Origin of the sequence: Cognataquiflexum rubidum (genome assembly GCF_022538115.1) — a bacterium.
GTDB classification, from domain to species: domain Bacteria; phylum Bacteroidota; class Bacteroidia; order Cytophagales; family Cyclobacteriaceae; genus Cognataquiflexum; species Cognataquiflexum rubidum.
In genome coordinates, this window is record NZ_JAKZAL010000023.1 from 1 (window position 1) to 21,772 (window position 21,772).

Below are 21,772 nucleotides of genomic sequence, written 5' to 3' on the forward strand. Positions count from 1 at the left end.
ATCTTTAACAAATAACGATTGTCACTAGCTGTCACTTTATATTTATTTGGCCACTGGTATCATTGCGGATATACATAATAAGAAAATAACTTATCAAAATATTTTGGATGATTGACTTTTATATGGCCAAATGAATCAATGAGTCCTTCAATTTCCTCTATTCTTTTTTTCATAATTGAAATTTATATAAAAATCAAAAAGATTAATTATAATCTGTAAGATAAAATATTTGTTTATTTAGTTTAACTGATGAAAAAATAAAATGATTGATTTAAAGAAAAATTTCCACAAAATTGAATTGCCTAGATTTGTAGAAGTTAAAATTCAAGAGGTTGCTTTGTCCCATCTAGATCTTGAAGATATGGGTAAGTTAAGAGATAAATACGATGCCCAAGCATATTTTAATAAACTTAGAATTGATATTTCTTCTGAATTTGCATTTGAAAAATACCTTGGTTTAGGTGATTTTGATTGGGAGAGAAGAAAACAAAAAAACTATAATCGACTAGAATATAAGTTTTTTAATAAAAAAATAAGATTACTCACTTTTTCAAAAGAAAAGAAAATAAATCTAAAAGAAAGCGAAATATGCCATCATGTATTAATCTATCATAAACCTGATAGAAATTATTTTATTGGGGGAATAATTTTTGAAGAAAATATCAAAAGGCTAATAAATGAGTCATCAAATGACTCAATTTTAGGAGTGCAATTTGAGCCAGATTATGAGCAAATGAAAAAATTTGAAAATCTCGAGGAACTAGAGGAGGTTTTAAAATTTATTGATTGAGGTTAGAGAACTTCTCAAAAGCACCGGTTTTCGTTATATCAATTCGATATTTGTTTTTATCGTCCTTAATAATAATTACACTATCAAATCCAAGTTCGTCTAATTTTTCTATTGTAGCCAATTCACCTTCCTTAAGTTTTAACACCTTTCTTAACAGCCAGTCGGATAAAGCTTTGTTGGGATCAGTCATTAAGGCTTTACCATTATCTTGACACACTTTTGCTTTAAAAATATTACCTGTAGGAATTTTTAAATCAAATGAAGTATTTCTTTCAGGAAAAAAGTTGGGGAAATACTTGTGGATTTCTATGGGTATAGGAATATAAACCTCACCACTATCTCTTGTTCTTCCACCAGCATTCCATTGATTTAATCCGCTTTTTTCAAATACAAATTTTTTCTTTTCTTTGACCCCATACAGAGGTAAAACAATATAATTAACTCCTCTTACCAATTTATCAGTTGCTAAACTGGGTTGTTTACCGTCTAATAATTCTAAAAGGATAGTGTAAGGGTCTTCAATTATATCAATAGGAAAATGGAATGCATTTTTAGGAATTTGAAATTTTCTAAATAATGTACTTTTTGAGAAATTAAAAGTATAAAAATTTTGACCATCATCGAAAGATAACCCCGCTGTTGTTTGTTTTATATTTGATATTTTATCAATTTTTATTTTTTCATATTCAGTTTCAAATAAAATCAATTCCTTATTTCTCCTTGCAACTATATGATAAAGAGATGAATTTATATCATAAACTCTAAGGCCTAAGTCAATCCTATCGTTTCTATATTCGCTCAATTGAATTACCAAATCCTCACCCTTAAGAATGTTTAGCGTTTTTGATAAAGAGTTAAATTCAGCAATTTTCTCTGTACTAGAGGATGATGGGCAAGTAAATGTTTTAAGACCAATTCCTATGGATTGAAAATTTGCGTCAAATGATGTATCCGACCGAGATAAATTTATCGCATCAAAACTCTTACAAAAGATGTTTTCTGCAACCCTATAGTTAATGAATGGAATAGAACTTTCACTAAAAAGACCTGATAACTTTGAAACTGCTCCAAGAAGTTTCAAATAATTCCCATTATTTTTTTTATCAAGTTCAACGAAATTTATCATAGCAATACTTCCAGAATATTTTCACCTATTCTTTTGATTAATGGAACTGTAACGGAATTTCCTGCCTGCATATATAACTTGCTATTAGCAATTTTTGGAAAGACATATTCAGAAACAGGATATCCTTGAAATGAAAAGCATTCTCGAGGAGTAAGTTTTCTTATTCCATATTTATCTCGAATAAGAGGAACATTATGCCCCCCTGCACCCATATTTGCAGTTAATGTAGGACAAACATTACTTTTATTTTCTCTGACATAGACTCTTCTCCATTGATATAAAGTATCGGTAGAGGTCATTGATTTATTAAGTCTGTCATAATACATGTGATTCTTTGAATAGTAAAAATTCTCATCCTTTTTATTTCCATCAATTATATCATGGATAGTCTTAGTCAAAGGAATTGGTTCAGGAAAAGTGAAATCCATGTAATTTTTAACCTGTTTAGGATCGAAAGCAACTATGAATATTCTTTCTCTATTTTGAGGAATATTTGCATGCGTCATTGAATTTAATACTTTATAAACTACCCTATAACCAAGCTTTTCCTCTAAGACTTCGAGAATAACTTTTAAAGTTCTTTTGTTGTCATGACTTGCAAGATTTTTAACATTTTCAAGAAGAATTGCTTTAGGCCTTTTTTTTTCAATTATCTGCTCAAGATCAAAAAATAAAGTACCCCTAGTATCTGCAAAACCTTTTTGGTAACCGGCAATTGAAAAAGCTTGGCAAGGGAAGCCTGCACACAAAATATCAAAGTTGTTAGGAATAAAACCTTTGGTTTCCTCTTTTGTGATATCCCCAAATGGCACCTCGCCAAAATTTGCAAAGTACGTTTTCTTTGCTTGTTCATCCCATTCACTTGTAAATACACATTTCCCCCCTAAACTTTGAAAAGCTAACCTAAAGCCACCAATTCCTGCAAATAGGTCTATAAATTTGAAAGCTGGGAATTCTGGTTCTGGGAAAGGTACTTGGGTTTTGTAATCAAATAATGAATATTGAATTGCTTCTTCGGCTGCTTCCCAAGTAAACTCTTGATTTCGCCTGATTTCTTCTAATTTTTTAAAATAATCAACTGCTTTGGTTTTGAAAATTTCTCCTTCAGGTTGATCGTGTGAATACAAATAATGAGTAAAGGCCGCCCTTTCATAATCCAGATCCTCAACGATTTTCAATTTAAATTTTTTGCCAAAGACTTCTTCGATCAGCTCGCTTTCCTTCAAATTCATATAATATTCATTTAGACTATTCAAAAATTAAAAAATTTATGGAATGTCCGCAATCTATTAAATATAAAAAGAACAATGAAAAACCTTGTCACAAATTGGGGTAAAATCATTTTGGGTTCTAATCTATTTTATATCCAGCATCTGAAATTATTTTCTAAAAAAAAACAACTGTTCACACTAATTCCCCTCCCACAAAACACCCCACCACCCCAATCGCTCCGCCTTCCTTCAGGGAATACGTTTGGCCATTGACCACATCGAAAAACTTGATACCTACTATTCCCAAAATGACTTTTTGGATTTGGTGACCTTCAAAGGACAGTTCCATTTGGCCTAAATCCGAAAGCTTTTGTCCGGCTTCCAACATCCCGCTTTCCTGCCACTCGACAGTGGGATCGGAATCTTCTGACAAAGCCACCAAGCCGATAATGACTTGGTACGGTCGGGAACCTGCAGCTTCAGTGAATGGGGGAGTAAGGATACCTCCAAAATCGAAGTGGAATGATTTGCCTTTCTCTATTTCTGAAAAGACCGGCAATCTGCCCAAAGTAGAACGCAGATTGGTATTGGCAGTAAAGTTGATTCCTTCAAGTTTGCTGACATCACCATAAAAGATTTTCCGCTCACCCCGTTGATGGATCTTGTCCTTCGCTAAGGCGGAGGTAAAAATACCGGTCAACTTGGAGTTGATGTGAGGGTTCAAAGCCGGACCATACATATATATGATTGCATGTTTAAGTTTCCCCGCCAAGCCACCCGCCGTCCCAAAATCATTGGATGCCTGCCTCGAACCTTCATATTCAGGACTGTTTTTATATTGTTGGGTCGTCGGACCTGTCTTTGTCCGAACCATATCCACACCCTCGCTTTGGTAAAAATCGAGGCCGCCCATTTTGCCCTTAAAGCGAAATATTCCTGTCTGTCTAGCCATAGTTCCGTATACTTTCCGTTACAGTTCCCCTATAGTCCCGTTATAGATCCCTTACCCATACTCCGTGTCTGAGTAGACGATACTCCGTGTCTGAGTAGACGATACTCCGCCTCTGGGTTACCCTAGACTTACCTTTGCTACCATGTGGAACTGACCCAGAGTGCTTGTAGGGGTGATCAAGATTACTCTGAATACTATGAATGTAGTAAAAAATTCTAAAGATCCAAAGAAATAGGATTAATCATTTAGAAACATCTCCCTCCCCAACTCCTCAAAATCCGCTACTACCCCATCACAAGCCAAAGAGACCAAATTTTCCTTGCTTTCTGAAGTACTGATCCCGACAACCTGTATCCCGGCACGCTTTGCCGCCAAGATCCCTCCTTGGGAATCTTCGATGACGAGGCATTCTTCCGCCTTCAAACCGGCCTTTTGCATACTCAGCAAGAAAATCTCCGGGTCGGGTTTGCCCTTGGTGACTTCATGCCCACCGGTGGTAAAAGAAAAATAAGAACGGATTCCGAGGCTATCCAAAGTAAAGTCAATGTTGGGAGGATCACCCATCGTCGCCAAGAGGCCGATGATTCCTTTGGCTTTCATCTGTTGGAGAAAAAGGCTGAGGCCATTTACTTCACGGATATGGGGGCGGTACATTTCTCGATAGGTGCGCTCTTTTTCCTGTCCGAGCTCATAAAGCTGGTAAGGATCTTTGATTTGGGGAAAAAACCGCCGCATCATTTCATCGATATTTCCATGGTTTTGGGCATGGAATTGATGTGCATGGAGATGGATTCCGTGTTTCTGCAAAAACTCCAGCCACGCATCCCGGTGATAGGGTATGTTATCCACCAAGGTCCCATCCATGTCAAAAATAATTGCTTTGGGTAGTTTCATGATAAAGACTGGAGATATGAGACGTGAGACAGGAGACTGAATTCTGGTAAGGTTAAGAGAGATTGTAAATTAAAGGGTTTTAAGGTTAAAAAGTTGAAAGGTTTTAAAGTCGAGTCCAAAGGTCATGTTTGTCGGGGCCGTCACTCTGAGTGAAGCGAAGAGTCTCACCTAAAGTAAATGAGATCCTTCAGTTTCCGATGAAAACGGGACAAGCAGTACCTCCTTACCAATGACGTTAGTCTAAATTACCCCTCGGCAGGCTCGGGGAACGAAATATTGGGTTTTTGAGGGTGGGGAGGAAAAAGCGGCACAGCCGCTTTTTCCTCCCCACCCCTTAACCTAAAAAACCACGGTGGCCGAGCTTGCCGAGGCCAAATTAGAAAACCCTCAACGTCATTTCATTTACTGAAAATTTCTAAAAATGTTGGGGACTCAGGATGACGGGTAATTCTCTCCCACTCGGATACTTCGTACTTCGTACTTTTTCTCACCTCTCACCCTCCTAACTTCCCAACTTCCCCACTTCCTAACTTCCCACCTCTCACCTCTCACCTTTAACTTCTTACCTCCTCATACTTCGTACTTCATACTTCGTACTCCCCTACTTACTCCACTTCTTCTTCTCTCCCTCGTAATCATAAGTAGGATCCACGCCCGCGTCTTTTTGTTTTTTGAAATCCTTCAGTGCTGCCAAAGCAGGTTTGCGGAGCAGCAGGATGGCAATGACGTTGAGCCAAGCCATCAGGCCTACGCCGATGTCACCAAAAGTCCAGGCCAATTCGGCGGTGCGGACAGAACCGTAAAAGGTAGCCACCAGGATCAATATCCTCAGGACATAAGTCGGCCATTTTTGCTTGCCGTCTTTTTGAAGGTAACTCAGGTTCGTCTCCGCAATGTAGTAATACGCCATGATGGTCGTAAAAGCAAAGAACATCAAGGCAATTGCCACAAATCCCGCTCCGATGGAAGGAAAATGGTGGCTGATGGCGTTTTGGGTATATTCTGCGCCGATGGATACGCCGGGGATATTCTCGACGATAAAGCCTCCCTCGGGATTGATGACGTTAAACTGACCCGTAAAAAGGATCATAAATGCGGTAGCGGTACAGACAAAAAGTGTGTCGATATACACCGAAAATGCCTGCACCAAGCCTTGTTGGGCAGGGTGGGCGACCTCGGCGGCAGCGGCGGCGTGCGGTGCTGTACCTTGACCTGCTTCATTGGAATAAATTCCTCTTTTGATTCCCCAGGCGATGGCCATCCCAAACACACCGGAGTAAGTGGCTTCGAGGTTGAATGCCGAGCCGACGATGAGTCGGACGACATTGGGTATTTCAGAGAAATTGAGGAAGATGATCGTCTGTGCCATCAGGATATAACCCAATGCCATAAAGGGGACGACGATCTCAGCTACTTTGCCGATCCTTTTGACCCCGCCAAAAATGATCAAGGCAAGAAGCAGACAAATGATACCTCCTGTAACTTCCACAGGAATGGAGAAGGCTGTTTTGACGCTCAGCGCAATGCTGTTGCTCTGTACGCCGGGAAGCAGCAGAGACATGCTCAAGATGGTCACAAAGGCAAAAAGGACGGCATACCATTTGATCCCGAGACCTTTTTCTATATAAAAGGCCGGACCGCCACGGTACTGCCCGTCTTTGACTTCTTTGAATATCTGTCCCAAGGTAGCTTCAATATACGCTGAGGCTGCGCCCAAAAACGCAATGGCCCACATCCAAAAAACGGCACCCGGGCCGCCCATGGCAATGGCCGTGGCTACACCGGCGATGTTTCCCGTTCCGATCCTTCCGGACATGGCTATCGCAAAAGCCTGAAAGGAAGAGACGCCCTTGTCAGAGGATTTTCCCACAAAAAGCAGTCGGACCATTTCCTTGAAATAGCGCACCTGCATAAATCCGGTGCGGATGGAAAAGTAGATGCCGGCGCCCATACAAAGAAGGATGAGGGCATTGCTCCAAATGATGTCATTGATAAAGTATACTATTTGCTCCATGTAGTAGGGTACGCTGATTGGATTAGTAAATGGTTTTTGGGGGTGGCGGTGGCAAAGAATCGTGTAACCCTTTGAGTCCTGGCCAAATATATAACCTTCTTCAAATTAATTGCTGTTTATTCTCTGTGGGAGGGTTGAAAAGATGATCGGGATAATGGGTTAGCAGCATGATACTGAAGGTACACGCTTGCCACAGGTATCAAATGAAATTTATCGGAACAGCAAAAACTCCTCTTGGTAGCAGAATGATATGCTTTCTCTAACCTCAGATATCCTTGGGGGAGACCGCCTTACCCCATTTCTTTTTTCCAAAGACCGGCAATGTTTGCTTGAATTCGGGAAGCACCCGAACAGAACAATGTGCTGAACCACTTATTAATTGCAAATTTCATTGGAAAGCTTATAGATATCCCAGAAAGAAACTCGCCACTTTGGATCAGCCTTCCGTTTGTGCTTTGCAAAAAACCCTATTGAGGTGCTCTAATATACCTTAATGGTTACAGTAAATATTTTTGACGCCATTTTTAGAGGGTAACAGAACCCATTTTACAGGAACTAACAGATATTTAGTGGCGCAGGGTTTGACATATAAGAGTCTGTGGATAAACGCTTTTTTGCCGGTGATCCATTTTCTACTACAATCGGGGAGGAATTCCGGTAGCTCGGGAGGAAGTCGAAAGACCAACGCCTGCCGGGGGCAGGGATGCAACGGACTTATCAGTTTACTGATGTGGACTATTCTGAAATTCGGTCTTACTGGCACCATCGCGCATATACACACAATTATTTTATTAAAACTTAAACTTTATGATGATGAAAAAAAATTTTATACTCCCTTTTTTGGTAGCAGGAGGACTTTTCTTGCTCGCTTCCTGTGATGTAGATGAGCAGCCGCCTGTTGTTGAACCAACAGATCCGGCAACGGTGCAAACTGTAGAGTGGACGGCCGCGCAAGTCCGTCTGATTTCGCGAAATTCTGGTAACACGATCCCTCGGGTGGATTTTGACGAAGGGGTGGATCTCATGCCCGGCTATCATCAGTGGGATTATTGGCCTATCCTGAACATGGATGGATCGATTGCAAACATCAATGGACACCGGGTCATGATCGTCCTGACTGCACCGGATACAGTGCTATCAGGAAAGCGACACGATATCGTGAGACACCGCTATGCCATTTCCAAAGATGGTATCACGTGGAAAGATGCCGGAATGGTATTCACAGAAGAAGCAATCATCGGTTCCCGTCAGTGGGCTGGATCAGCTTATTATGATCAAGGAACCGTGTATTTCTATTACACTGCTACGGGTGTTAAAGGTGAATTGGAGTCTGGAAGGATAAATAGTGGTGCTCCGGGTGGGGATGGTGGTATTTCCTACGAACAAAGAATAGCCTTAGCGACTGCTCAAGTTGCCAATCAGCCGGAGACTGTTGTATTTGAAAACTTTAGCGCACATAAAGTGGTATTGCAGGCGGATGGAGCAATTTACCAACCTGCCACCGGCATGGACGCCACCGGAACTGTATTTGCATTCAGAGATCCTTTTGTCTACAAAGACCCTGCGACCAACAAGATTTATATGACCTTCACAGCCAGAGAAGCCGGTGACATCACTACCTACAACGGTGCAGTGGGTTTGGCGGAAGCTATTGGCAATGACATGAGCAAATGGAAGCTTCTTCCTCCTTTGGTGGTGACCAACATCAATTCAGAATTGGAAAGACCCCATTTTGTCAAGCTCGACAATAAATACTACCTGTTTTTTTCTACCCACATCGAGAAATTCTCTCCTGAGGTTATGGATAGGATTGATTCTCCTGAAGGGATGTACGGATTTGCATGTGACGATTTCCTCGGGCCCTACGAGCCTCTCAATGGAAGCGCGCTTGTAGCGGGAAATCCAACAGAGGATCCTTACGCAACCTTCTCTTGGCATGTATTGCAGGATAAAACCGTATTGAGCAATACCAATTACTACAATATTGCGCCTGGCCTGGAAGTTGGAGACTTCGGTGCTTTGGGAGAAGATTGGGACAAACTGCATTTTGGAGGTACTCTTGCCCCAAGGTTAGTGCTTTTAGTAAATGGAAATCTGGTGACATTGAGTCACAGACTCCCTCCGTCTTTACCATAATCTTTCTTTACCAAAATCTTTTTTAAATCAAAATGCCGGACATGATCCGGCATTTTTTTTTGTGCGTAGATGAAGAACCGCTGTTTTAAAATTAGATACTTCTCCCGGAGTTTAATGGCCGTCACCCTGAGTGAAACGAAGGGTCTCTCATTAATGAGATCCTTCATCTTTCCCGAAAACACGGTACAGGCGGAACCTCTTACCAATGACGTAATTGTCGGAGTCGTCACCCTGAGTAAAGCGAAGGGTCTCACCATAAGTAAATGAGATCCTTCAGTCGTACCTCCTTCAGGATGACGCACAGTGCAGAGGAGAAGTCTAATTATACTTCAAAAGATATCTCCCTCTGGTCGATATGACAAGGATAAATCTCTTTCACTTTTTACCTCTCACCCTTTCGCAACCTTCCAACTTTAAAACCTTCCAACCTTTTAATTTTCCAATTTTCCAATCTTCCAATCCCCTCAATCTTCCAATCTCTCAACCCCCATACAAAACCCCAACCCCCGCTTCCTGCAAGGATTTGTTGTAGGCTGGTATCGAGGTCTTCAAGAGCTTTTCTCCCCTGGCTTTCAGCACTTCCCATTCTTTGGTCAGTTCCTCAAGACGGTCTTTGGATCCTTTGGTGACTCGAGGGATCGAGCTTTCAGTCTGATTGATCAGGTACAGGTAGTTGGCAGTGAATTTATTGGGGAAGTTTTCGACATCGTCATAAGCTTGCGACTTGCGTTGCAGCATGTCTTCATCCCAAGCCTGCATTTCCTTCAGCAGGTTTGTCCCGGAAGCATGCAGTTCTTTTTTGGAAGCATCGCTTTTGATTTTGGCCAAAAGTGGCTTCAGTTGCTGTTGGTAAGCCATTGCTTCATTGATCATCGTATGCATGGAAGTAAGCTCGGCTTCCATCTTTGACATAAATTCGTGGTATTCCTGATAGTCAGCTGCACTCAGTCCAAAATCCGGATTGTCAACAATCTTGGCCGTGTTGGTGCTTTCTCCCAAAGTTGATTTTAATAATAAAGTGTAATTACCCGGAATGGCCTTATGACCTGAGAAACTTGCTTCCAAGTAAGCAGAGGGCACGCCCGGCATTGTTGGATAGCGCATGTTCCAGACAAATCGGTTCACTCCTTTTTTGACAGTCAAGGTGGGTTCTGCTGAAGGGCCGCCATCGTATTTGATAAACGATGGGTCTTTTTTGCTTGAAAATGTCCTTACCAATTCCCCTTTTTCGTCTCTGATCTCCAAGGTCAGTGTTGTCGAGTCATTCACCGATGCCGGCAAATGGTAATAAATCACCACGCCATTGGCAGGATTGACTCCCTCAAAAGGATGTGTTCCCTTGAACTCTTCGCTGTTGCCATTTAAGGGAGAATACCAATTCCCCAACATCGCATCGTCAGGTTGGTAGAGGAGGGGTTTATCCACAGAGGGTTGGATTCCGCGGACGAGGTTAAGGTCGTCCAAGATCCAATAAGAGCGTCCCGAAGTGGCGACGATCAGGTCATTGTGGGCTACTTTCAGGTCAGTGATCGGCGTGACCGGCATGTTCAACTGAAAAGGTCCCCAACTTGTGCCTCCATTTCTGGAAATGTAGATGCCGGTTTCTGTACCTGCATAGAGCAGTCCTTTTACCACGTTGTCTTCACGCACTACTCTGGTAAACGCACCATAAGGGATTCCCTTACTGATACTCGTCCAGGTTTTTCCGTAGTCGGTGGTTTTGTAAATTGCAGGAGTATAGTCATTGAACTTGTAGCGGGTGGTAGCGATATAGGCTGTGGCCGGATCGTGAGGGGAAACTTCGATGGCGTTGATGAGACATTCTGTCAAGCCTTTTGGAGTCACATTGGTCCATGTCTTTCCATTGTCACGGGTCAGGTGAACAAGCCCATCGTCGCTCCCTACCCAGATGTGTCCTTTTTCGTGGGGAGATTCCATAATGTAGCTGATGGTGCCATAATTTTCGGCGCCTACTGCCTCATTCGTGTAAGGACCTCCGCCTTTTCCTTGTTTTTCCTTTTCATTTTTGGTTAGATCGGGAGAGATTACTTCCCAACTTTGGCCCATGTCTTTTGTCCTCAGGACATATTGCGATCCATGGTAGTAGGTGTCGGGTTCATGCTGTGACCAGATGATCGGGGCATTCCAGTTGAACCTGTACTTCATGTCGCTGGCATTTCTGCCTAGGTATTGGATAGGAGCGATCATGATATTGGTGCTTCCCAGGGATTTGTGGTCGAGAACTTCGATGGTCCCGAGGTAGCTGCCTCCCAAAACGTACCTTGGATCATCAGGATTGAATGCCAAAAACGCACTTTCTCCGCCTGCAGAGTAATTCCAATGTTCCTGAGATATCCCACCTCTTCCCAAAGCCATGCTGTTGATGACCAAAGACGTATTGTCCTGCTGTCCGCCATAGATACGGTAGGGGATTTGGTTGTCGGTATTGATCCGATACATTTGGGCAGTCGGCATATTGGCTTGAGTGGACCATGTTTTGGCATTGTTGAAAGAAATTGCTGCACCCCCATCGTCTGCCATGACCATGTTTTTGGAGTTTTTGGGATTGATCCAAAGGTCATGGTAATCGCCATGGGCACTGGGTAGCACTTCCCAGCTTTTGCCGCCATCGATGGAGCGGAGGGCCGGGGCACTGAGCACATACACTGTATGCTCATCCTGTGGATCAGCAAAAACTTCTATATAATACCAGGCTCTTTGAACCAGTCTGTTATCGCCGCTGACCATAGACCAATCAATGCCTCCGTTTTCAGAGACAAAAAGTCCGCCCTGATCTTTGTCTGAATCACTTTCTATCAAGGCATACACCTTATCTGAATTGGCACGGGAAACAGCAATCGCCATTTTACCCTTCTCTTTGGGAAGTCCGTTGGAGAGGGGCTTCCAGGTTTTGCCGGAGTCGGTAGACTTGTAAAGACCGCTACCGGGTCCACCGCTGATGACTTTCCATGGAAGTCGCTGATGCTCCCACATGGCGGCATAAAGAACTTCGGGATAATTCATGTCCATGGACAGTTCCACGGCACCCGATTTATTGTCAACAAAAAGCACTTTCTCCCAAGTCTCTCCGCCATTGGTAGATTTGTAGATGCCCCGGTCTTCGTTGGGTGCATGGAGTGCACCTTGCGCAGCAACAAAAACAATGTCCGGGTTGGTAGGATGGATGACGATTCTGGAGATATGTTGGGTTTTTTCCAACCCAATTTTCTTCCATGTTTTTCCGGCATCGGTCGATTTGTAGACACCATCGCCATAGGAGGTCATCACCCCACGGGGTGCATGCTCGCCCATGCCGACATAGACGATGTTGGGGTTGGATTCGGAGACGGATACCGCACCGACCGAACCGGTTGTAAAAAATCCATCAGAAATGTTATTCCAATGCTGTCCTGCATCCTCTGTTTTCCAGACACCGCCGCCTGTAGTTCCCATATAGTAGGTGAGCGGATCGTTGACCACACCCGAAGAAGTCACCGACCTCCCTCCACGGAAGGGACCTATGTTTCTATATTTGAGGGTGTTGTTGATTTCTTTGAAATCCTGTGCCGAGAGTTGGAAGGCGCCAAGAAAGAGGAGGGCAAGAATAAGTTTTTTCATCAGAAGATAGGTGGCTATTGAAGGCAATCAAGTTATAAAAAAATGTCGGTTTTAGGATATGGTATTTGATGGATGACTTTTCGGGAATTTGAGGTGCTTGGTCGTTTGTTCAGAGTTTACTTCAAACAAAAAACATCCGTCATCGGTCATCGGTCATTTCTTCCACCTTTCACCTCTTACTTTTTACCAAAGCGTTTTCAAAAAAACCTCCCGACCTTCCCAACCTCCCAATTTCCTGACCCCCCGACTTCCCAGCCTCCCGACTTCCCGACCTCTAACCTTTCACCTCTTACCTCTCCCCACCTCATCCTTCCTCTTTCGAATCTCATCCTTCAAAAAGATATCTCCCTCTGGTCGATATGACAAGGTCAAGTCTCTTCCTCCTTTCACCTCTTACTTTTTACCAAATCCTTTCCCAAAAACATCCCAACCTCCCAACTTCCTGACCCCCCGACCTCCCTACTTCCCGACCTCTAACCTCTCACCTCTTACTTTTTACCAAAGCGTTTTCAAAAAAACCTCCCGACCTTCCCAATCTCCCAACTTCCTGACCCCCCGACTTCCCGACCACCTTTCACCTTTTACCTCTCACCACCTCATCCTTCCTCCTTCGAATCTCATCCTTCAAACCTCATCCCCCAAAAGCCTCTACTTCACCATCTTCCTCGATGTGTTTGATTCCTTTGATTTTCAATTCCTGAAGGCTGGATTCATCTCCGTCAGTTTCACCGCAGATTACCCCGGTAAAAGAGAGGATATTGGTGATTTTACAACCTTTTCCTTCAAGGGCTTCGGCGATATTCTGAATATTACCGATTTCATTTTCCTCTATGGAGGCAATGAATTTTGTGGGATGCTTTGCCATTTTTTTTGAGGGTATCTAGTTAAAATTACTGTGGACTCTGTACAAGTCCTGCACCTACGTCACTTGCCGGCAAGCCGATTGGCCGGGCCGTATTGACCAACTTTTCCCAAATCTGGGAAGCCGTTGCATTTGGATTTTGTTCCCACAATTGCGCCGCCACCCCGGACACAAAAGGTGTTGCCATGCTTGTACCGTTGATGGAAGTGTAGTTTTGGGGAGATTTGTATGCGCTCATGACTGCTACTCCTGGACCGGCGATATTTACCTCACCACCATCACCGTTGATGGAACCGCAGGAAAAATTCGCCACTTTCAAAAACCTGTCCACAGCAGCCACTGCCATGATGGAAGGACAGTTGGCTGGATGACCGACAGGCTTGATGCTGTTGGATGACCGATTGCTTTCATTTCCTGCTGCTGCAATGATCAAGGTTCCTCTTTGCAAACCCTGTTTGGCAATGTCCTCATAAATCCTGGAGTGGCTTTGTCCGGGCCTTGTCGCCGCCCCGAGAGACATGGAGATAACCTTGCAGCCATTGCTCATCGCCCAATCCATACCTGCAATGATACCGCTGTCTGCCCCTGAACCTGCATTGGAAAGTACTTTGCCAATAAAAATATTTGAGTCAAAAGAGACACCATACCTGCTTTGGTTGGAACCCCGCAATCCTCCTGCAGCGACTCCTGTGCAGTGCGTGCCGTGTCCGTTGAGGTCATTGACATCTTCTCCGGATATAAAGGATTTGCTTTGGATCACCCTCGTCTGAAAATCAGGATGGCCAAGCAAAAAACCCGTATCCAATATCGCAATGGGAATATTTTTGCCTTTATAAGGACTTGTCAGGGCACGAACCGCCTGAACGCCCCAATAGGCCGCTGCTATGTCTGAATAGGAATTCGGCAGGGCAGGGTTCGGTGTCGGATTACCCGGAGAGGGTGTAACAGGAGGTTTTTTGCCTATTCCCAATAATGCTAAAAGCCATTGCCAAAATCCCCCTGAGGCTTGTGATTTGGCTGCTGCAATGGCATAGACAAAGCGCTCAGGTTCATCATAAAGAAAACTGTTGACCCTAGCGGCACTCGTTAGAACATTGATTTCCTCTTGGTGGTTTTCATTGATGACCGCTACACCAAAATTCTCAAAAACGATGCCGTCAGCCTGGTCAAAAGCTTTCACATAGTCCTCCTCATGGGACTTAAAATCACTAGAGGATGCCAACCTTAGGGAGGCCTCGCCTGCTTCACCCTCTATTTGTTTAAATTTGGCGTTATGATCCAACATTACCAGGCGTTTGCCGGTGAATTCTGGTTTTGATTCAAGTGTTTCTATTTGATCTGACATGGCTTTGGGATTGAAAAGTGAATGGAATTAAAAACAAACCTAATTTACAAAAAAAAATTATATTATTGATTGTCAAGGGTATAATTGAAGTTTAAGGTATTCGATTTCATATTACCGCAAAGGACCCAAAGTTATCGCAAGGAGTCGCAAAGGGAGAATCGGTAAGAATAATTTACTACAGAGCCCATGGAGGGCACGGAGAAATGTTTCCCGCGAAGGCGCAAAGGCGCAAAAAAAATTTACCTCAGAGGACACAGTGGGCACGGAGAAAAAATTACAATAATATATCACACAGGAGACGCAGGGACGCAAAAAAAGAAGAAGAGAAGATGTCCCGCGAAGGCGCAAAAACGCAAAGAAAAAGCCTTAAGAAAGCCACCTTGCGTTCTTAGCAAAAGCGTTGCGATCATGGCGGTAAAAAATGTCCAATGGTACCTCTAACCATCTGTGAAAATCTGTGTTCATCTGTGGTTAAATCTATTTTTCTACCACAGGGGTCACGGGCACAGAGATCAGCTTCCATTCAGCATTCTAAATTCATCATTTGATTGCTCTGCGGCTCCGCGTGAGGTATTTTTTCTTTTTCCGCAAAGGACCCAAAGGTATCTCAATGGGTTGCAAAGGGAGAATCGGTAAGAATAATTTACCACGGAGCTCACGGAGGACACGGAGAAAAAATTACAATATATATCACGCAGGAGACGCAGGGACGCAAAAAAAGAAGAAGAGAAGATGTCCCGCGAAGGTGCAAAAACGCAAAGAAAAAGCCTTAAGAAAGCCACCTTGTGTTCTTATCAAACCGTTGCGATCATTGCGGTAAAAAATGTCCAATGTTACCTCTAACCATCTGTGAAAATCCGTGTTCATCTGTGGTTAAATCTATTTTTCTACCACAGAGGTCACGGGCACAGAGCTCCCATTCAGAATTCTAAATTCACCATTTTATTGCTCTGCGGCTCGGCGTAAGGTAACTTTTTCTTTTACCGCAAAGGACCTGGATAATCAAATTACCCCACCAGCCTCTGATACATCTCCTCCAATTTACTCACTGCAATAACCTGGATCCTGTACTTGTCTACATCCAATCCCTTGATGGCATATTTGGAAACCATGATCCTTTTGAATCCCAATTTTTCTGCCTCAGCAATCCTGTTTTCAATCCTGTTTACCGCCCTGATTTCTCCTCCCAATCCTACTTCTCCCGCAAAACAGATGTCCTCCGGAACGGGACTGTCTTCATAAGAAGATACCAAAGAGGCACAGACCGCAAGGTCCAATGCCGGGTCGTCCACACGCATCCCGCCGGCAACATTGAGGAAAACATCCTGCTGACCCAAGCGCATTCCCCCTCTTTTTTCCAGGACTGCCAAAAGCATATTCAATCGCTTTGCATCAAAACCTGTACTGCTCCGCTGTGGTGTACCATAGGTGGCAGGGCTGACCAAAGATTGGATTTCTATCAAAAGTGGGCGGTTCCCTTCGAGCATGGCACCGATCGCGACACCGTTGAGGACCTCCTCCCTTTGCGTCAGTAAAATCTCTGAGGGATTGGCCACCTGTCGCAAGCCTTCGGCACGCATTTCATAGATACCGAGCTCATTGGTGGAGCCAAACCTGTTTTTGGAAGTCCGGAGGATCCGGTAGGAGAGGTGTCTGTCTCCTTCAAATTGGAGAACTGTATCCACCATATGTTCGAGGACCTTGGGTCCGGCGATGGAACCGTCTTTGGTGATATGGCCAATCAGGAAAACAGGAACTCCGGTTTCCTTGGCGAATTTCATCAACTCAGCGGTGCATTCCCGGACTTGGGAAACAGATCCGGCTGCGGATTCCACATATTGGCTATGGAGAGTCTGGATTGAATCGATGATCAATAAATCAGGCTGAAGGATTTCTATCTGTTGAAAAATCTGTTGGGTATTCGTCTCGGACAGCACGTAGCAATTGTCGGATTTGAAAGCCATCCGCTCTGCACGCATCTTGATCTGGGCCTCGCTTTCCTCTCCTGAGACGTAAAGTACTTTTACTTTTGGCAAGGAAAGCGCTATCTGCAACATCAACGTGGACTTCCCGATACCAGGTTCACCCCCGATCAACACCAACGAACCCGGTACGATTCCTCCGCCCAAGACCCTGTCCAATTCGGCATCATGGGTCACCGTCCTCGGCATCTCCTCAAAGTTGATTTCAGACAGGCGCTTGGGGGTGGAGGCCCTTTTTTCTCTCGATCCTATAGCTTTCCAATTCCCTTTTCCGGCTTCTTCCTTTTGGATGACTTCCTCTACATAGGTATTCCATTCCCCACAAGCGGGACATTTCCCGATCCATTTGGGGCTTTGTGCGCCACAGTTTTGACAGAAGAAGGTGGTTTTTGTTTTAGCCATTTTTTTTAAGACATGAGATATGAGACGTGAGACAAGAGACAGTTTTCTGGTGAATTGAAAATTGGGAATATAAAGAAAGATATGGTTTGAAGTTTTATGTGGATTTCGTGAAGATTAGGGATTTCTAATTTATAAGATTGCTTCTAATCCTTCGTAGAAACTATCTCACGTCTCATGTCTCACATCTCATGTCTCCTTAATGTGCCTGCAGCCAATCTTTCCCCACGCCGGTTTCGACTTCGAGGGGAACATCGATTTTGACAGCATTACACATCAGTTTTGGGATTTCTCTTTGGAGCAATTCCACCTCGTCCTTGTGTGCGTCAAAGACCAATTCGTCATGCACCTGAAGGATCATCTTGGATTTGAGTTTTTCCTTTTTCATCCATCGGTACACATTGATCATGGCGACTTTGATCAGGTCGGCAGCTGAACCCTGCAGCGGGGCATTGATTGCATTCCGCTCTGCAAAGCTTCGCATGGTCATGTTCCGTGAATTGATATCACGGAGGTAGCGGCGGCGGCCAAGAATGGTTTCCACATACTCGTTTTTTCTGGCTTTTTCGATGGCACCATCCATGTATTCTTTTACTGCCGGAAATTCTGCAAAATAAGCATCAATGATTTCCTTGGCTTCTGACCTTGGGATTGCCAAGCGCTGAGATAATCCAAACACCGATATACCGTAAATGATCCCGAAGTTGGCCGTCTTGGCCTTTCTTCTCATGTCTGAAGTCACTTCTTCCAAGGGCAACTTGAAAATCTTGGCCGCTGTCGTGGCGTGGATATCCCTGCCCTGTTTGAAGGCTTCGATCATGGAGGCATCTTGTGAAAAAGCCGCCATGATGCGCAGTTCGATCTGCGAGTAATCGGCGGAAAGGATCACATGGTTTTCATCTCTCGGTACAAAAGCCTTTCTGATTTCCCGGCCCCGTGCAGTCCGGATAGGGATATTTTGCAGGTTGGGATTGATGGAGGAAAGCCTGCCGGTGGCGGCCACAAACTGGTTGTAAGTCGTATGGACCCTTCCTGTTTTTGGATTGATCATAGTAGGCAAAGCATCCACATAGGTGGACTTCAGCTTCACCATCTGACGGTACTCAAGTATGGCTTCAGCGATTTCATGTTCGTTGGCAAGCTTGCTCAGAATCTCCTCTCCCGTGGCATATTGACCGGTTTTGGTTTTCTTGGCTTTGGGATCGAGTTTGAGTTTTTCAAAAAGCACCTCCCCCAACTGTTTTGGAGAGGCGAGGTTGAACCGAACCCCGGCCAATTCATAGACTCTTTTTTCGATGACTTTGCTTTCATCTTCCAAGAGTATGGAGAGCTCTGCCAAACTTGCGGTATCTATTTTTACTCCCTCAAATTCCATGTCCGTCAGAACTTCAATTAAGGGGTTTTCGACTTCATGGAGCAGCTTTTCAAGGCCGTTCTCTTTGATGATAGGGTCAAATTTTTGCTTCAGTTTTAGCGTAATGTCAGCATCTTCGGCAGCATAAGCGACCACTTCGTCCACTTCCACATCACGCATATTCCCCTGGTTTTTACCTTTTTTGCCGATAAGGGATTCGATGGATACCGGCTTATAGCTCAGGTACTGCTGTGCCAGCCAATCCATGGAATGCTTTCCTTCAGGTTCGATCAGGTAATGGGCAAGCATCGTATCGTAGAGTTTGCCTTTGACTTCCATGCCGTAGTTTTTCAACACAAGCATGTCGTATTTGATATTCTGACCTATTTTGGTGATGTTTTCATTTTCAAAAATCCCCCTGAAAAGCTCAAGTTGTTTCCTCGCTTTTTCCTGATCCGAAGGGAAAGGAATGTAAAATGCCTCACCGAGAACATAGGCAAAGGAAAGCCCAACCAATTCTGCCTCATTTGGGTTGAGTGAGGTGGTCTCACTGTCAAAACAAAATTCATCCTGAAGCTCCAGATAAGAGAGTAATTCCCTGATGGCTGTTTCTCCCTCGACCTTATGGTAATCATTTGCCGTAGTGAGGATACTGTCATAGACTTGCGGGACTTCTGCTGTCGGAACTTCTTCCTCAGTCAGTTCTTCGTCGGCCGTCGAGGAAAAGGTCTTTCCTGTATCCACCGGTCCGAATAATCCCAACTGCTCATTGGCTTTGGCCGGAGCTTTTTTCATCTTTTCCCCAAATACCCTTTGGGTCAATGTCCTGAATTCAAGTTCAGAGAAGAGGGCTTTTAACTTCTCTTCATTTGGTCCATCGTAGCGAAGGGCGACTTCGTCGAAAGCCACAGGAACATCGATTTTGATGGTGGCAAGTTCCTTGGAAAGCAATCCCTGTTGGGCAAAGTTCTCCACATTTTCCTTTTGCTTCCCTTTGAGTTTGTCCGTATTCTGAAGCAATCCCTCGACGGAACCAAATTCCTTTAAAAATTTTACCGCAGTCTTCTCCCCTATTCCGGGGATTCCCGGGATATTGTCTACGGCATCACCCATTAGCCCCAAAATATCCCTAACCTGATCCACATGCTCGATATCCCATTTGGCACAGACTTCCTTTGGCCCCATGATATCGACACCGTTGCCCATAAAGGCCGGTTTGTAAAGGAAAATATGATCTTCCACAATCTGCCCATAATCTTTGTCAGGGGTCATCATGTAAACGACAAAACTTGTTCTCTCCGCTTTTTTGGCAATGGTGCCGATGATGTCGTCGGCTTCAAAACCATCCATTTCCAAAATGGGGATATTGAATCCTTCCACGATTTTCTTGACCCATGGAATGCCTACCTCAATGTCTTCAGGTTGTTCCAAGCGGTTGGCTTTGTAAGCCTCAAACTGTATATGTCTAAAGGTGGGGGCTTTGGTGTCAAAGGCTACCGCGATATGGGTAGGTTTTTCCTTTTCCAAAACTTCAAGAAGGGTATTGGTAAAGCCAAGCATAATGCCTGTATTGAGGCCTTTGGAATTGATTCTGGGATTTTTGCTGAATGCAAAATGGGCTCTGTAAATCAAGGCCATGGCATCAAGCAAGAAAAGTTTTTTATCTCCTTTTGGGGACATGAGTTAATTGGGTTGAGGTAGAAAGATTGGCTCCCGAAAGTGGGATTTTCAAAGAATGGCTAAATTACAAATAATAATTAAACGGCAGGAACAGAAAACAAATCCCTTTCTGATTTTCAAAAAAATCGAGATTTGTTATTTTGGCTCGGTTATTGAAAAACCGAAAAAACAGGTTATCTTCATTAGTATTTAATCATCTCTTTTAAACTAATATCTCTATGAAAAAAATAATTTATGTACTCTCTTTCTGCGCCTTATTTTTGACGATTTCGCCGGCTGCAGACGCCAAAGGTAACAAAGAGGGAAAAGAAGAATTGACTGCTGAACAAAAAGTTCGTCTTGCCGAAATCGAATCAAGGGTATCAGAAATCAAGTCTATGGACCTGGCTGATTTGAGTAATGAGGAAAGAAAAGAAGTGAGAAATGAGCTTAAGGAAATGAAGGCCGAGGCCAGACAATTGGGTGGCGGTGTCTACCTTTCTATCGGCGCAATCATCATCATTATCCTATTGTTGATTCTATTGACCTAGAATATTCCTGAAACAAAAAATCCCGCAGAAAGTAATTTCTGCGGGATTTTTTTTGGTAAATAATGTCAGTTGATTTTTCCGTTCATGGCGTCTACCAATTCTCTTTTGAGCTTGCGTTCCCTCTCAAGGGTATTTTTTCGGTGTTGGTCAAATTCCTCAATTGTATCAGAAAGATCTTTTTGGGCTTTTGAGATAAGCTTATGGCTTTGGCTGTATTTGAACAAGAAGAAAAGGAAAGCTGCAGCCAATACAGCTACAATAGTCCACATAAGGTTGTTATAGGCAGACTTGGAGATGGGCATTCCAAAGAACTCAAAATTGTCCCGTGCAGCTTCGGCTGTGGTGAGAAGTGCTTTGGTGTCGGCGATTTCTTTGTCAAATCCGGCAATTTTGGATTGCTGTTCGGCTAGGCTTTGGTTGACAGTTTGAAGTTGATTTTTAAAGAGGTTCAAAGAATCTAAAACATTGGCTTTGAATTTCTCAAGGCTCGTTTTTTTGATGACTTTGTAGTCTTGGTAGTTATTGGAGGACTTGATGAGAAAGTCAAATTGACTGCTTATCGTACCTTTGTTAAGTGATCCCAAAGAATCTGCTTCCTGTCCAAATGCAGGAAATGACAAAAAAATAATGAGGATAAGATAGAGTTGGTATTTTTTCATTGAATTGGCCGTTATAACTTTCTTTATTCGATTTTTAACTTTTCCCAGCTACGAAGATAAGCAATAAATATGCCTGTATATTTATAAAAATCCAAAAAACGGAGAATCGAAATTGATTTTTTGAAACTGCATGATTATTAACTTTGCGATTTTCAGTTAATAATCGGTCAGAAAATCCACATTTGAGGTTCGGATTGCAGGGGAATTAGGTGGTTTATTT

At 43.5% G+C, this 21,772-nt stretch carries 14 protein-coding genes; 3 read left to right on the plus strand and 11 right to left on the minus strand.

Annotated features, from left to right (window positions below; all coding sequences use genetic code 11):
- Positions 1 to 262 precede the first annotated feature (262 nt).
- Positions 263 to 790, plus strand: coding sequence for a hypothetical protein (locus MMU05_RS19305; RefSeq protein WP_241143304.1), 528 nt, complete (start codon positions 263 to 265; stop codon positions 788 to 790).
- Here MMU05_RS19305 and MMU05_RS19310 read toward each other — a convergent pair.
- The 5 genes from MMU05_RS19310 to MMU05_RS19330 all read right to left on the minus strand — a co-directional run bounded on the left by MMU05_RS19310 (position 780) and on the right by MMU05_RS19330 (position 6,987).
- Entirely contained in the window at positions 780 to 1,916 is a 1,137-nt protein-coding gene (locus MMU05_RS19310; RefSeq protein ID WP_241143305.1) for a phospholipase D-like domain-containing protein, read from the minus strand. The two genes, MMU05_RS19305 and MMU05_RS19310, sit on opposite strands and share 11 nt — an antisense overlap.
- Positions 1,913 to 3,148: a DNA cytosine methyltransferase gene (dcm, locus tag MMU05_RS19315; protein WP_241143306.1), complete on the minus strand. Its 1,236-nt coding sequence runs from the start codon at positions 3,146 to 3,148 to the stop codon at positions 1,913 to 1,915. The genes MMU05_RS19310 and dcm overlap by 4 nt, the downstream gene beginning before the upstream one ends.
- Before the next feature lie 172 nt (positions 3,149 to 3,320).
- Entirely contained in the window at positions 3,321 to 4,079 is a 759-nt protein-coding gene (locus tag MMU05_RS19320) for a hypothetical protein (protein ID WP_241143307.1), read from the minus strand.
- 237 nt (positions 4,080 to 4,316) lie between these two features.
- Positions 4,317 to 4,973 (minus strand): HAD family hydrolase, encoded by a 657-nt coding sequence (locus MMU05_RS19325; protein WP_241143308.1) that lies wholly within the window; start codon positions 4,971 to 4,973, stop codon positions 4,317 to 4,319.
- A 601-nt stretch (positions 4,974 to 5,574) separates the two neighbouring features.
- Entirely contained in the window at positions 5,575 to 6,987 is a 1,413-nt protein-coding gene (locus MMU05_RS19330; protein ID WP_241143309.1) for an alanine/glycine:cation symporter family protein, read from the minus strand.
- An 807-nt stretch (positions 6,988 to 7,794) separates the two neighbouring features.
- Between MMU05_RS19330 and MMU05_RS19335 the strand changes: the two genes are divergently transcribed.
- Positions 7,795 to 9,123, plus strand: a complete 1,329-nt coding sequence (locus tag MMU05_RS19335; protein WP_241143310.1) for a glycoside hydrolase family 68 protein — start codon at positions 7,795 to 7,797, stop codon at positions 9,121 to 9,123.
- Positions 9,124 to 9,603: 480 nt separating this feature from the next.
- On the opposite strand, the gene MMU05_RS19340 is transcribed toward MMU05_RS19335, so the two are convergent.
- From MMU05_RS19340 to polA, 5 genes are all read right to left on the minus strand, one after another.
- Positions 9,604 to 12,741 carry a WD40/YVTN/BNR-like repeat-containing protein gene (locus tag MMU05_RS19340; protein WP_241143311.1) on the minus strand — a complete coding sequence of 1,046 codons (3,138 nt, stop codon included), beginning with the start codon at positions 12,739 to 12,741 and terminating at the stop codon, positions 9,604 to 9,606.
- A gap of 631 nt (positions 12,742 to 13,372) precedes the next feature.
- Complete coding sequence (locus tag MMU05_RS19345) at positions 13,373 to 13,606, minus strand: hypothetical protein (protein WP_241143312.1); 234 nt, start codon at positions 13,604 to 13,606, stop codon at positions 13,373 to 13,375.
- 25 nt (positions 13,607 to 13,631) lie between these two features.
- Entirely contained in the window at positions 13,632 to 14,948 is a 1,317-nt protein-coding gene (locus tag MMU05_RS19350; protein ID WP_241143313.1) for a S8 family serine peptidase, read from the minus strand.
- A 1,007-nt stretch (positions 14,949 to 15,955) separates the two neighbouring features.
- The gene (radA, locus tag MMU05_RS19355; protein ID WP_241124424.1) at positions 15,956 to 17,332 is read right to left on the minus strand and encodes a DNA repair protein RadA; all 1,377 of its coding nucleotides are present in this window, start codon (positions 17,330 to 17,332) and stop codon (positions 15,956 to 15,958) included.
- A gap of 196 nt (positions 17,333 to 17,528) precedes the next feature.
- Positions 17,529 to 20,363: a DNA polymerase I gene (gene polA / locus MMU05_RS19360; protein ID WP_241143314.1), complete on the minus strand. Its 2,835-nt coding sequence runs from the start codon at positions 20,361 to 20,363 to the stop codon at positions 17,529 to 17,531.
- A 218-nt stretch (positions 20,364 to 20,581) separates the two neighbouring features.
- Here polA and MMU05_RS19365 point away from each other — a divergent pair, with 218 nt between their 5' ends.
- Positions 20,582 to 20,893 (plus strand): hypothetical protein, encoded by a 312-nt coding sequence (locus MMU05_RS19365; RefSeq protein WP_241143315.1) that lies wholly within the window; start codon positions 20,582 to 20,584, stop codon positions 20,891 to 20,893.
- A 65-nt stretch (positions 20,894 to 20,958) separates the two neighbouring features.
- Here MMU05_RS19365 and MMU05_RS19370 read toward each other — a convergent pair whose 3' ends face one another.
- A complete protein-coding gene (locus tag MMU05_RS19370; protein WP_241143316.1) occupies positions 20,959 to 21,552 on the minus strand; it encodes a hypothetical protein in 594 nt (197 codons plus the stop codon).
- Positions 21,553 to 21,772: the final 220 nt, after the last annotated feature.

Bases quoted from the DNA above. Each gene is read 5' to 3' on its own strand.
- MMU05_RS19325 (WP_241143308.1), bottom strand. From the start codon at position 4,973: ATGAAACTACCCAAAGCAATTATTTTTGACATGGATGGGACCTTGGTG.
- MMU05_RS19370 (WP_241143316.1), bottom strand. From the start codon at position 21,552: ATGAAAAAATACCAACTCTATCTTATCCTCATTATTTTTTTGTCATTT.
- MMU05_RS19340 (WP_241143311.1), bottom strand. From the start codon at position 12,741: ATGAAAAAACTTATTCTTGCCCTCCTCTTTCTTGGCGCCTTCCAACTC.
- MMU05_RS19365 (WP_241143315.1), top strand. From the start codon at position 20,582: ATGAAAAAAATAATTTATGTACTCTCTTTCTGCGCCTTATTTTTGACG.
- MMU05_RS19345 (WP_241143312.1), bottom strand. From the start codon at position 13,606: ATGGCAAAGCATCCCACAAAATTCATTGCCTCCATAGAGGAAAATGAA.
- MMU05_RS19320 (WP_241143307.1), bottom strand. From the start codon at position 4,079: ATGGCTAGACAGACAGGAATATTTCGCTTTAAGGGCAAAATGGGCGGC.
- radA (WP_241124424.1), bottom strand. From the start codon at position 17,332: ATGGCTAAAACAAAAACCACCTTCTTCTGTCAAAACTGTGGCGCACAA.
- MMU05_RS19310 (WP_241143305.1), bottom strand. From the start codon at position 1,916: ATGATAAATTTCGTTGAACTTGATAAAAAAAATAATGGGAATTATTTG.
- MMU05_RS19350 (WP_241143313.1), bottom strand. From the start codon at position 14,948: ATGTCAGATCAAATAGAAACACTTGAATCAAAACCAGAATTCACCGGC.
- MMU05_RS19330 (WP_241143309.1), bottom strand. From the start codon at position 6,987: ATGGAGCAAATAGTATACTTTATCAATGACATCATTTGGAGCAATGCC.
- MMU05_RS19305 (WP_241143304.1), top strand. From the start codon at position 263: ATGATTGATTTAAAGAAAAATTTCCACAAAATTGAATTGCCTAGATTT.
- dcm (WP_241143306.1), bottom strand. From the start codon at position 3,148: ATGAATTTGAAGGAAAGCGAGCTGATCGAAGAAGTCTTTGGCAAAAAA.
- polA (WP_241143314.1), bottom strand. From the start codon at position 20,363: ATGTCCCCAAAAGGAGATAAAAAACTTTTCTTGCTTGATGCCATGGCC.
- MMU05_RS19335 (WP_241143310.1), top strand. From the start codon at position 7,795: ATGATGATGAAAAAAAATTTTATACTCCCTTTTTTGGTAGCAGGAGGA.